Genomic DNA, 12,947 nt, shown 5'->3' on the forward strand with positions numbered 1-12,947 from the left:
TCTTATTACACCAGTGGCACATAATTATCCATCTGAATATCCGCAAATGTAGACATGCTTCCATAAACCGCCAGTGCCATATCCAGGATCGGATAGATTGTTACCGCGCCGGTTCCCTCGCCCAGGCACATGTCACAGTCCAAAAATACCGGAATATCAAGTGCTTCCAGGATCATCACCGTCGCAGGTTCCTTTGATTTATGTGAAGTAATTACATAATCTTTTACCGCCGGACAGATTCGGATCGCACACAGTGCTGCCACACAGGAGATAAATCCATCGGCAACCACCGGGATCTGACAGGCTGCTCCGCCTAAGAATACACCCGCCATACCGGCAATATCAAGTCCTCCCACTTTTGCGAGCACATCGATCGGATCTTCTTTTTTCGGTTTATGTAACGCAATGGCATCCCGAATCACAGAAATCTTCTTTTCCAGTCCCGCGCTGGACAGCCCTGCGCCGCGTCCGGTTACCTTTGCCGGATCCTGTTCCAGTAAAACGGCGGTCACTGCACTGCTGGTTGTCGTATTTCCGATTCCCATCTCGCCGGTTGCCGCGATTCCATAGCCTTTTTCTTTGAGTTCTTCTACCATATGGATGCCGACCTCCAGTGCCTGCACTGCCTGTTCTCTCGTCATGGCAGGTTCTTTCGCCATATTTTTCGTTCCATACATCACTTTGTGCTGGATGATCGTGCTGTCTGTGGCAATTCCGATATCCACAGGGAAGATGTCCGCGCCTGCTTTCTTACAGAGGATGCTTGCCGTAGCCTTTTCTTTCAGAAAGTTCTCTGCTACGATCTTCGTCACTTCCTGTCCGCTCTGCGTCACGCCTTCTTCCACCACACCGTTATCGGCACACATAACCACCAGTGCTTTTTTCTTCAGATCCACCCGCGGATCTCCCGTCATGCCGGCGATACGAACGACGGTGTCCTGCAGCCGTCCCAGACTGTGTAACGGCATCGCAATATTGCTCCAGTGTTCCAGTGATGCTGCCATGGCAGCCTGATTTGCCGGATGAATCTTCTCCAGTGTTTCCTCTAATGTCATACTTCTGCCTTCCTTTCCTCACAGGCGCGTAAAAACTGCTCCGGCACCCGTAGATTGCTGTAATAATACATATGCGGAAATCCGCTCATTCCCTGTCCATCACTATGAATACACTTCCACGACCGGCTGCTCAGAGGTTTCTTTGCCGTATACGCTTCACCGCAGTGATTCGAATCAAAATAGTGAAATTCGTGCGCGCGGATAGCTCCCACATGTTCACCAAAACAGGTCCCATCTTCCAGTGTGATATAGCCAAATCTGGTAAGCCGTGGCGTCCGCCAGGATTTTCCATGGATCACTCCTGCCATCGGCCAACTGTGTCCTTCCATATCTTCCATCTCCTGATGCAGATACATAAAACCGCCGCACTCCGCCATGTACGGAATGCCGGTCTGTACCGCCGCACAGACAGCTGCGAGCATTTCTTTATTTTCACTTAATTTTTTTGCATACAGTTCCGGGTATCCTCCGTGAAAGAGCATCCCATCAATATGTTCCGGCAGTTTTTTATCGTGGATCGGAGAAAATGGAACCAGTTCTGCTCCCATCTCTTCCAAAAGTTCCAGATTATCCTGATAAAAAAAGCAGAATGCCTCGTCTTTTGCCAGAGCGATCCTTATTTTTCGCCCGGTATGATAAGCAACCGGGGATTCCTGCACCGGCAGTTCTTCTGCATGTTCTGCCAGTTCCAGAAGTCCGTCAATATCCACAGATTTTTCCAGGATCTCTGCCAGTTCCATTAGTTTTTGCTGAAGATCGACAATTTCCTCCGGCATGACCAGTCCCAGGTGCCGGCTCTCCAGCATGCAGTCTTTCACAACCGGCACATATCCGTAGACTTTGATCGAGAGTTCCTCCTCGATGATCTGCTTTAACCGCGGATACATCATCGATGAAACCTGATTCAGGATCACTCCGCGGATCTGGCTGTCTTCTTGGTATTCGACAAATCCTTTGATAAACGCAGCTGCCGACAGACTCATTCCCTTCGCATTGACGATCAGAACCGCCGGCGTTTTTGTGATCTTTGCCACATCGTAGGCACTGGCTTTCGGAGAAATTCCCGCAAGACCGTCGTAATAACCCATTACGCCCTCAATCACGGAAATCTCACAGTCTCTTGCATTTTTTTCCAGCAGATACCGCACGGTATCCTCATCCGCGAAAAAACTGTCCAGATTTCTGCTCTTTGTTCCGATCACACGGCTGTGAAACATCGGATCAATATAATCCGGACCGCATTTGAAGGAAGTCACCTGTAACTTCCGATTTTTCAATGCCTGTAACAGTCCACAGGTGATCAGCGTCTTTCCGCTTCCGCTTGCCGCTGCGCCAAGAAGGATTCTCGGCACTTTGCGTTGTTTATTCATCTGTCTCTTCCTTTCCCTGACAGGAGATCACATAGACCGGATTCTGTCCCATCATCAGATGGTAGGATCCCGCTTTTTTACCTTTTGCGACCTGTACCTGTGCGATATCCACCTGCTCCAATGGCAGTTCTTTCAGACAGTTCATCGCTTCTCCGACCGATTCGAGAGCGATACAGTTGATCATCACTCGGATCTTCGGATTTTTGGAAAGCAGCAGTTCCAGGATTTCTTTCATATTCCCGGAAGATCCTCCGATAAATGCATGCGTCGGTACCGGCAGATCCACACAGGCCTCCGGTGCCAGACCTTCGATGATCGTAAGATTGTCTGCTGCGAATTTTTCTTTGTTTTTATATAACAGTTCTACAGCTTCCGGTTTTTTCTCGATCGCGTATACCTGACCTTCTACCGCCTGCATCGCCATCTCCACGGATACCGAACCGGTTCCGGCTCCCACATCGTAAATGACGGAATTACGCGTTAACTGCAGTTTGGACAGGGAAATACTTCGCACTTCTTCTTTCGTCATCGGCACTTTCCCGCGGATAAATGCTTCGTCCGGGATGCCATGCGTCACGACCGTTTCCTTTCCCTCTCTGGTAAATAAAACGACGCTCAAGCTGTCCGTTTCAAGTTCCGTCAGCTGCCATGCATATCCGCGGGTGATCTTTTCTTCCGGGTAAGAGAGTCTCTCACCCACTTCCACCCGCACATCGCCCATGCCGTAACTTTGCAGTTTTTGACACAGTTTTGCGATGCCGTCGGTAGTTCCCACAATTGCAAAAATCTTTCCGTAAATGCGCAGCAGCCCCGGTAAATTACATTCTCTTCCGTGAAGGCTCACCGGATGAACGTCTTCCCATGGAGTTTCCAGTTTTGCACAGAAATAAATCATGGAAGAAATGCCGCAGTACACTTTTTTCTGTACCATCGGAAGTTCCCGATGCAATGTCTCCAGAAGTTTTTTCGCTCCACTGTAGAATCCGACATCCCCGGAGAGCGCAATCGCTACGTTTTTATGTTCCGGGTGTGCAGCGATATAAGCACAGATCTCTTCCGGTTTGTATCCGGTCCAGACTTCCTGTCCCGGTCTTTTGATATGTTCTACCATCCGTCTTGCCCCGATCAGAAGATCCGCGCTCTCAAGCGCCTGTTTTCCTTCCTGTGTCAGGGTGTCCGATGTTCCCATACCGATTCCAACAAGAGACACTTTTTGCCCCAGAAGGATATCTTCGGCTGCTTCTTTCGTTTCCCGCGTGAATGTTTCCTGCGTAACGGATTCCTGTTCAACGGTTCCCTGTATTTTTCCAGATTCCGTTTCCGGATTCTCCGCACTTTCTATATTGTCTGCATTTGTATCTGTAATTCCGTTTTTTGCATCATTTGTGACATTTTCTTCCGATACAAACCGACGTTTCAGATACCCGATACACTCTTCCAGCTCCACGCCATGTTCTTCTTTCGGTCGTCCGATCACGATCATCTTGCAGCCGGTCTCTTTTGCCGCCTGGTATTTTTCCAGAAATCCTCCGGCTCTTCCGGATTCTTTGCTGACCATCCATGCGATGTCAAACTGGTGGATCAGCGCTACATTCATTTCTTTCGAAAATGGCCCCTGCATACATAACAAGTGTTTTCCTTCGATGCCAAGGCTTGCGCAGGAAGATACGACTTCCACCAGAGAGAGTACTCTGGCATAGATACGCTCCTGATAATCCGTCAGTGACGTATAGGAAGCCAGTTCCTTGCTTCCGGTCGTAACCAGAATATTTCCGCTGGTTCCTTCCAGATATTCCACCGCTTCCCGGATGCTTTTTACATAGGTGATCGTCTCTTCTTCCTCGAGCCGCTGGCTTTCCTGGCGTACCACGCGCAGATACGCGGTTCCGGTACGTTCGCAGGCAGCTTCGATATTTTCCGTCACCACCTGTGCATACGGATGCGTCGCATCGATAACCAGTCCATCCTCCATCTGTAACATCTTCTTTTCCATCTGCTTTTCATCCAGACGGTCGTGGGAGAGTTCCAGATATTCGCCCTGTGGCAGCAGGCTTTCGCCGTATTCCGTAGCCACACATACCATAGCAGGTATTTTATTTTCATTCAAATATTCCGCGACAGTGCGTCCCTCCACTGTTCCGCCGAACAACAGAACTTTATACATTTCGATATCCTCTCGGTGTTACCATCTTACCGTTGATTTCTTTGGTCTGTGAATTGCCTACCCATACGGTTGTAAACATATCTACTTTCGTATCCCGCAGAGTCTTCAGATCCATCACTTCATAATGCTCGCCGTCTCTTCCGATGTAGCTCACGATACCACATACGGTTTCCGGGCTCTTGTACTGCATCATCAGGTCGCAGGCTTTCTGCAGATAATCGCTTCGTTTCTTGCTGGACGGATTGTACAGACATACCACAAAATCCGCCTGTGCCGCTGCCAGCAGACGTGCCTCGATCTTCTCCCACGGAGTCAGCAGATCACTTAGACTGATCAGACAGAAATCATGGATCAGCGGAGCACCAAGCAATGCCGCACCACCGGTCGCTGCCGTTACACCCGGGATAATTTCCAGTTCTACTTCCGGATAGTTGACACCAACTTCATACATCAGTCCGGACATGCCGTAAACTCCGGCATCACCGCTGCAGATCATGGAAACCACTTTTCCTTTTTTGGCTTCTTCAAATGCCATCACACAGCGGTCCACCTCTTTTTTCATCGGCGTTGTCATGAATTCTTTTCCTGGAAAATGTTCTTTTACCAGATCCACATATACGGTGTATCCGATAATTACCTCGCTCTTTTCCATTGCGTGGATCGCTTTCAGTGTCATCTGTTCGTATTCTCCCGGCCCAATGCCGATTACATATAATTTATTCAAAGTTCACACTCCATTTCTTTATCGTACACGCAGCGGTCACTCCCTCTGCGGCCTGTTTTCTCATGATAAATGCTCCGCCGTCACTGGAAAGGCTGGCACTTCGTTCGCATACATTGTCCACACCTGTGATCTTGCTGACAAATGCAGACGGGGTAAAGGTTCCCTTTGCTCTTTCCAGCTCTTCTTTGCTGTAAGTCACAAAAGGGATTTGATACTTTTCACAGAACGCCAGCAGTCCCGGCTCCTCTTTTTTCAGATCGATACTGGCTGCCTGCAGGATCTGTGTTATGGATATTCCGGCTTCGGACAGATAGGTTCGGATCTGCGTTTCGATTTTTTCTTCCGGCGTATGTTTCCTGCAGCCTGCGCCGAGATACACATTTTTCGGATACAGATGAAGAATCTGCACCTCTTTACCGTCGCTTTGCGGAATCGCAAACCACAACGTTCCTTTTTTTCCGTCCGGGCTTTCTGTTTCCTGAAATTGCAGCTGTAACGGAATGTTCTGTCCTTTTGGATAGACAAATCCTTCCCCGGCTCCCCAGGTGATCGTCTTTCCCCGGATCAGCAATGCCGCCATCTCTTTTGCCAGCCGCATATCCGCGATCACCAAGTTATTTTTCCGGGCAAATACATCCACCGCAAAGGTATGGTTCACATCCGTCCCTGTCGTGATCACCGGAACGGCTCCGATGCTCTCTGCTGCAAATTTTGCTAGTTCATTGGCTCCGCCGAGATGACCGGACAGAAGAGAAATCGCATAATTTCCCTGTTCGTCGATCACCACAACCGCCGGATCTGTCTTTTTACTGACCACGAACGGTGCGATCGTTCTCACCGCGATACCGGTGGCACTGAAAAATACAATTCCATCCAGTTTTGGGATCCATTCTTCCGCCCATTCCCGCAGCGTTCCTGTCACTTTCTGAAAGGAATGTCGTTCCGGCAGATCCACATATTTACTTTTTACAAATCCATATATTTCCTGATCCTGTTTTTGCAGATCTCTCAGAAGTTTCTCTCCAAGAACGCACCCATGTTCCGTGAAAGCAATAATTCCTGTCTTTTTCATCTTATTCGGTAGCTTCCCTGAACTCCGTGGTAAATGCCGGATTGTACAGTTCGGAACGATTGTAATGGCTGTGCGCCACCACATCACCGATGATCATCAGTGCAGTTTTAGTAATATTGTTTTCTTTCGCAGTCTGTGCCAGAGTTCCCACAGTGCAGACAAAGGTTTTCTGGTCTTCCCAGGTTGCCTTGTATACAATAGCAGCCGGGGTGTCTGCGGTATAGCCGCCCTCGATCAGCCGTCTGCTCAGTTCTTCCAGCATGCCGGTACTCAAAAATACTACCATCGTTGCATGGTGTGCAGCAAAGGACTGGATGCTCTCTTTCTCCGGTACCGGCGTTCTTCCTTCCATACGGGTGATGATCACACTCTGTGATACATCCGGAAGCGTGTATTCCAGATTCAGTGCGGATGCAGCGCCACAAAAGCTGCTGACACCCGGACAGTAATCAAATGCAATATTTTTTTCTTCCAGAACATCCATCTGTTCACGGATCGCACCGTACAAAGATGGATCGCCGGTATGAAGGCGCACGGTCGTCAGACCTTTTTCTTCTGCCGCGAAGATCACGTCCAGAACTTCTTCCAGTGTCATCTTTGCACTGTTATAGATTTCACAGTTTTCTTTTGTATATTCGAGAAGCTGCGGATTGACCAGGGATCCTGCATAGATCACAACATCCGCTTCCTCCAGAAATTTTTTTCCTCTCAGGGTAATCAGATCCGGTGCTCCGGAACCTGCTCCTACAAAATGTACCATACATTTCCTCCTGTTCTCCTAGTGTCAGGCACTCTTACTTTTTTCTTACTTTTCTTTCACAATCAACAGGGTATAATATCCTGCCTCTTCCGGAATCTCTTCCGCTGATTCATAGATTTTTTCATCCGGCATTCCACAGTTTTCGATCATCACCGCTTTCTGACCACTTCTTAAGATACTTTCCCGTACTGCTTTCAGCCGTTTTCCGCTCTTCATCAGAACTTTGGTTCCCGGCAGTTTTAAAAGATTGTCCATCTCTTCTGCCTTATACGTTGCCGGAATCACATGCAGTGGCTCTGCCATCTCCACCAGTCCCATATTTAATCGGGCAGCAACCGCGCAGAAAGAAGTGATACCACTTACGATTTCTGCCTGATAGCCGCGCTCCAGGATCCGTTTATGCACATACAGATAAGTGGAATATACGGTAGGATCTCCCAGTGTCAGGAACACTACATTTTCTCCCTGTTTCAGATAGGATTCCACGGCATCTGCTGCCTTATTATGATTGTCTTCCAGTACCTCCTTATCTTTTGTCATCGGCATCGCTACCGGGATCAGTTCTTTTTCGTCCAGTTCCGGGTAGGCGCCTTTTACGATCTGATACGCTACACTGCTCTTTGTATCGTTTCCCGGCACTGCGATCACGCGGTTTTCGCGGATCAGGCGAAGTGCCTTTAAGGTCAGCAGTTCCGGATCTCCCGGTCCTACGCCAAGTCCATATAATGTTCCACTCATAATGTTTTCTCCTCTATTTTGCTGTTTTTTATTTATCAGTAATCCCGTCTCTGCGGGAGATCACTCTTTCTTTGTACTCGCTGTCTGTTCATTAATCTTCATTGTCAGTTCCGCAACCTTTGAAGTCTCTCCCAGTTTCCCATACACATTGGAAAATAAAATGGTTCCCACTTCCAGCTGTTCCCCTGCCCGTTTGTTCAGGTAAAATTCTACCCGGTCGCTGATCTCCTTCATCGTGGCTTCCAGATAACCTTTCTGTCGCAGGATCTCCACACTTTGTTCTGTGGTGATCGTATCCAGAATCTCTTTTGCCGTCTCCAGATCCGCACCAGCCCGGATCGCATTCGCTGCCATCAGTTCACTTCGGCTGTCTGCCTGGCGGGAATGGGTGTTCATGATGCCGCCTGCCACTTTTACGAACTTTCCGATATGGGCGATAAACAGGATTCCTTTTACACCAAGCTCCCGCGCCATATCCAGTGTTTCTCCTACATAATTACTGCATTTCATCGAATAAGTCAGATTCAGCTGTGTCTGTTCTTTTGAAAATGCCTGTCCGTAATTGCCCGGCGTGATCACCAGATAAGAGCCGCCGCCTTCCACTAGCATCTTCATCTCCAGTCGGAGACTTGCCACCAGCGCTGCCTCACTCATCGGAATTACAATGCCGCTTGTCCCGAGAACCGAGATTCCGCCTTCGATACCGAGTCGTGGATTAAAGGTTTTCTTTGCCAGTTCCACTCCTGCAGGGATCTCGATCACTACGTTCAGTCCACCGGTATAGTGATATTCTTTGCAGACCTGCTCTACATTTTCCAGGATCATCTGACGGGGAACTTTGTTGATCGCCGCTTCCCCGACTGCCTGCCACAGTCCTGGTTTTGTCACTCTTCCGACACCGATCCCTCCGTCCAGCGTGATCTGTGGAGTATCGCTGTAAGAAACGTTCGCATACACATAGATTCCCGTCGTTACATCTGGATCGTCGCCACCGTCTTTTTGTACGGCGCAGCGAACCTTCCCTTCTTCCCGGGAAATATCTTCAATCAGCAGATGCAGTAAAATCCCCTTCGGAGTCTGCAAAGCCACCTCTTCCACTTTTTCACCGGTCAGCAGCATCCGTGTCGCCGCCTGTGCCGCTGCCGCCGCGCAGGAACCGGTCGTGTATCCATAACAAAGTTTTCTGTTTTTTTCGTCTACCGCGTAATATCCTTCCAGTCCGGTATGATGATTTTTCTTGTCCATAGTATTCTCACTTTTTATTCGTTATCGCTGCAGTCATCAAGGTCTCGTGCAAGCACGGACTTTGACTCGTTGCCCGCGAAAAAAAAACCGCTGTCAAAAAAGACAACGGTTTCCTGCTCATTTCTATTCTGTAATTCTTCGGTTGCCGCAAATGCATACAGTCCACACAATACAGAGAGTGCTCCGACTTTCACGATAACGGACTTGTACGGGAATTTCACCTGTTTTCCTGCACCTGTATGTGGCAAATTTTCACGACAATATTATAAACGTTTTCCTATAGGCTGTCAATGTGGAAGACTATCAGGATTTTTTAATCCAACTGGTATAAAAAGCGGTATTTTTATATGTAAACATAGCTGTTTTTACCGGATCAAGGTTTGAACTCTGAAAAGCAGCCGGTGTCATAAATCCCAGATATTCAAAAATCGTATGACCTGCCGGTACATTCAGCCCCTCAATCGGTGTTACTGTTCCGTCTTTCTGATACGCCGCACGGATTTCTCTTGCTTTTCGAACAGCTTCTTTTGCGTTCTTCATCGCAGTCTCCGATGAATTCAACTTTGCAATCGCTTTTGTCAGTGCTCCATCTCTTGCCACCTCAAACTGGGATGCCTGATAGATCATAATTCTCGCATCACTCGGATACGCTGCATTTGCCATCCGGTTCAGCATGACCATAGCCACACCAGTCATTCCTGTAAGTCCCTGGTTGGCAGATTCCGCATACACAGCAGCCGCAAGGAAATCATCCTCCGACATGTTGCTCGCATCAGTGTCATACTGTTTTTCTACTTTATAAGTTTTTCCGTTCTTGCTGTCGGTCGCATAACTGTAACGGTTCTCTTTTTTTGTACAGTATCCATTGGCATCGAACGTATAGATGTAATCTCCCAGACTATAGGTAGTACCTGTAACTGCTTTTCCGTATTTGCTGATATAACAGCTGCCGATCGCTTTCGGAGTTCCTACCCACTGATCATAAGCGCGCTCTCCGGACGGATTCAGATAATACCAGGTACTTCCGATCTTCAGCCAGCCGGTTACCATCCAGCCGTCTTTATCAAAATAGTACTGTTTCGACTGAATCGTTTTCCATCCGTTTTTCGGATAAGTGCCATCCGGGTTCGCGTACCACCAGCGGTTTCCACTCTGTACCCAGTATCCCTGAACCCAGACACCACTTCCATTTACATAATAATCTCCGATCCATGTATTTGCCGCCATGGCTCCACTTGACTGCAGGTAATACCAGTTGTTTCCTACCTGCTTCCAGCCGGTCACCATGTTTCCATTTCCTTCTTCCAGGTAGTACCATGCATTCCGGATATACTGCCAGCCGGTCGCCATCGCCCCGCTGTCTGACAGATAATACCAGCCGCTCGGACGAGAAAGCCAGCCGGTTACCATTCGTCCCGCGCTGTTTAAGAAATACCATTTCCCATTCACATTCGCCCAGCCGGTTGCCATTGCTCCGGTCGATGGATTCAGATAGTACCAGCCTTCCGGCTTTTTCAGCCATCCCGTTACCATCGCTCCACTGTCTGACAGATAATACCAGCCACTGGATCGCGAAAGCCATCCCGTTACCATTCGTCCTGCGCTGTTTAAGAAATACCATTTCCCGTTGATACTTGCCCAGCCGGTCGCCATTGCTCCGGTCGATGGATTCAGATAGTACCAGCCTTCCGGTTTTTTCAGCCAGCCGGTTACCATCCAGCCACTTTGATCAAAATAGTACCAGACTCCATTGATTGCTTCCCAGTCATCTTTTGTGTAACTTCCATCTCGATGACAGTACCACCATCGATTTCCACTTCGAACCCATCGGTTTGTTGCCGCCTGTACCTCCAGCTCATTCTCTGCGTTATTATCTGTAGAAAGGCTGTCTCCCGACTTTTCTTCTTCGGCTACTGTTTCCTTCTCCCCTTCTCCGATATCCTGTGATTCGGATACAACGGGCTCTTCTGCCGGTTTCTCTTCCTCCGTTTCCGGCTGCTGATCCGTTATCATTTCCTGGTCTTCGGCTGTTTTCTCTCCCTGTACCGTTCCCTGTGCTGCAACCACCGGATTTTCATCCGCCCAGACCGCACCTGCAGGTGTCATCATAGATACTGCCATACATCCAGCCAGCAATATGCTCACGTATTTTTTCTTCATATGTAAGTCCCTTCATCGTATTTTGGTTGTCTCATAAAGAGAGACATTATGTACTTTACATAAATATTCTTTCGTTTCTCCCCTTATTTTTTGGTCATTTTCAACAGAATTTATTATAGCTTTGTTACAGAACTTTGTCAAATTCTTTTCGCTTATCCGATACTTTTCCTCAGATAATAATGCAGATCAGCCCTCCCTTGCTGTCATTGACGATCTTCTGCATCGTATCCTGCAGTTTCACCTGGCTTTCCTCGCTAATCTGGGCAATCTTGGTGCGGATGCCGTCTTCTACCAGCTGCTCGATGGATTTTCCGAAAATGTTGGTCTCCCACATGCCGTCATCGGCTGTTTTTTCATTTTCCTTGATAAATGCAATCAGATCCTGTGCCTGTTCCTCACTTCCTACGATCGGCGCGATCTCCGTCTCAATGTTGGCTTTGATCATATGGATCGAAGGGCTGGCTGACTTGATCTTGACACCGTATTTATTTCCCTGCCGGATCACAACTGGTTCTTCCAGGGTGATCTCATTTTTCTCAGGAATCACCACCCCGTAGCCGGTTCCGCGGACGGATTCGATCGCATGCTGGACTTTTGCATACTCCTGTTTCATCTGTGCCAGTTCTTTTAAGGTGTGGATCAGCTGATACTCGCTCTCGATCGGCACACCGGTCATCTCACTCATCACCTGATAATAATAGGGATCTCCGATCTGGATGCGGACTTTTACCACGCCGTTCGAAAGATTGATCTCCTCCAGCGTGATGGATTTGACATAGCTGCTGTCCATCTGTAAGTTTTCCTGCCGGATATCCCGGATATATTCCATTTTTCCCATCTGTTCTTTCATCTGTTTCAGAAGATCTTCTTTCAGATAATGGGTAATCGGAAGCAGTTCCACCCATTTGGGTATGTAATATTCGATCTGGCGCACCGGGAATTCATAGAGAATCTTTTCGAGGATCCGAATCACGTCTTCTTTTCGAAGCTGTTCACAGTTTACGCCAAGCACAGCAGCCTGATATTTATCTTCCAGTTCCTTCACCAGCTTCTGCGCCTCTTCTCCGTACGGCTTTTTTGAATTAACAAGGATCAGGAATGGTTTGCCCTGCTTTTTCAGTTCCTGTACCGTCTTTTCTTCCCCGTTCTCAAAGTTTTTCCGCGGAATCTCTCCAAAAGAGCCGTCACAGGTAACTACCAGGCCGATCGTAGAATGTTCCTGGATCACTTTTCTGGTTCCGATCTCTGCCGCCTGATGAAATGGAATCTCCTGTTCGTACCAGGGCGTTTTTACCATGCGTTCTTTTTCCTGCTCCATATCTCCTGTGGCTTCCGGCACCATAAATCCTACGCAGTCAATCAGCCGGATCTTCACCGGAATCTCTTCTCCCAGATTGACATTTACCGCTTCTTTGGGAATAAATTTTGGTTCCACGGTTGTGATCGTTTTCCCCGAACCGGAGACCGGAAGCTGATCCCGCACCTCCGCCGCATCCTGTTCCTCCATCCCCGGAAGTGCCAGAAGTTCCATGAACCGCCGGATAAATGTCGACTTTCCCGTGCGAACCGGTCCTACCACGCCCAGAAGAAACTGTCCTTTGGTACGGGCTTGTATATCTTTGTAGACAGCAAATGGCTCCATATAAAAAACCTCCTCAC

At 48.3% G+C, this 12,947-nt stretch carries 11 protein-coding genes; all 11 read right to left on the minus strand.

The genetic code is table 11. The features are described 5' to 3' along the window. Positions 1–5: 5 nt before the first annotated feature. Complete coding sequence (gene cobT / locus ETP43_RS08650) at positions 6–1,055, minus strand: nicotinate-nucleotide--dimethylbenzimidazole phosphoribosyltransferase (protein WP_129257774.1); 1,050 nt, start codon at positions 1,053–1,055, stop codon at positions 6–8. Beyond that, positions 1,052–2,425 (minus strand): cobyrinate a,c-diamide synthase, encoded by a 1,374-nt coding sequence (locus ETP43_RS08655; RefSeq protein ID WP_129257775.1) that lies wholly within the window; start codon positions 2,423–2,425, stop codon positions 1,052–1,054. Before ETP43_RS08655 ends, cobT begins: the two co-directional genes overlap by 4 nt. Beyond that, positions 2,418–4,589: a precorrin-6A reductase gene (gene cobK / locus ETP43_RS08660; protein ID WP_129257776.1), complete on the minus strand. Its 2,172-nt coding sequence runs from the start codon at positions 4,587–4,589 to the stop codon at positions 2,418–2,420. Before cobK ends, ETP43_RS08655 begins: the two co-directional genes overlap by 8 nt. Beyond that, a complete protein-coding gene (cobJ, locus tag ETP43_RS08665; RefSeq protein ID WP_022399294.1) occupies positions 4,582–5,313 on the minus strand; it encodes a precorrin-3B C(17)-methyltransferase in 732 nt (243 codons plus the stop codon). Before cobJ ends, cobK begins: the two co-directional genes overlap by 8 nt. After that, complete coding sequence (locus ETP43_RS08670; protein WP_022399293.1) at positions 5,306–6,385, minus strand: cobalt-precorrin 5A hydrolase; 1,080 nt, start codon at positions 6,383–6,385, stop codon at positions 5,306–5,308. Before ETP43_RS08670 ends, cobJ begins: the two co-directional genes overlap by 8 nt. A 1-nt stretch (position 6,386) precedes the next feature. After that, a complete protein-coding gene (cobM, locus tag ETP43_RS08675) occupies positions 6,387–7,145 on the minus strand; it encodes a precorrin-4 C(11)-methyltransferase (protein WP_022399292.1) in 759 nt (252 codons plus the stop codon). Between the two features lie 45 nt (positions 7,146–7,190). Continuing rightward, on the minus strand, positions 7,191–7,883 hold the full coding sequence (cobI, locus tag ETP43_RS08680) for a precorrin-2 C(20)-methyltransferase (protein ID WP_129257778.1): 693 nt from the start codon (positions 7,881–7,883) through the stop codon (positions 7,191–7,193). 60 nt (positions 7,884–7,943) lie between these two features. Further along, the gene (gene cbiD / locus ETP43_RS08685) at positions 7,944–9,128 is read right to left on the minus strand and encodes a cobalt-precorrin-5B (C(1))-methyltransferase CbiD (RefSeq protein WP_129257779.1); all 1,185 of its coding nucleotides are present in this window, start codon (positions 9,126–9,128) and stop codon (positions 7,944–7,946) included. Between the two features lie 14 nt (positions 9,129–9,142). Continuing rightward, the gene (locus ETP43_RS08690) at positions 9,143–9,322 is read right to left on the minus strand and encodes a hypothetical protein (RefSeq protein ID WP_164979658.1); all 180 of its coding nucleotides are present in this window, start codon (positions 9,320–9,322) and stop codon (positions 9,143–9,145) included. A gap of 109 nt (positions 9,323–9,431) precedes the next feature. After that, a complete protein-coding gene (locus ETP43_RS08695; protein WP_129257781.1) occupies positions 9,432–11,288 on the minus strand; it encodes a cell wall hydrolase in 1,857 nt (618 codons plus the stop codon). Between the two features lie 169 nt (positions 11,289–11,457). After that, a complete protein-coding gene (gene spoIVA / locus ETP43_RS08700) occupies positions 11,458–12,930 on the minus strand; it encodes a stage IV sporulation protein A (protein WP_129257782.1) in 1,473 nt (490 codons plus the stop codon). Between the last annotated feature and the right edge of the window lie 17 nt (positions 12,931–12,947).

It is taken from the genome of Blautia faecicola (assembly GCF_004123145.1).
Classification (GTDB): Bacteria; Bacillota; Clostridia; order Lachnospirales; family Lachnospiraceae; genus Oliverpabstia; species Oliverpabstia faecicola.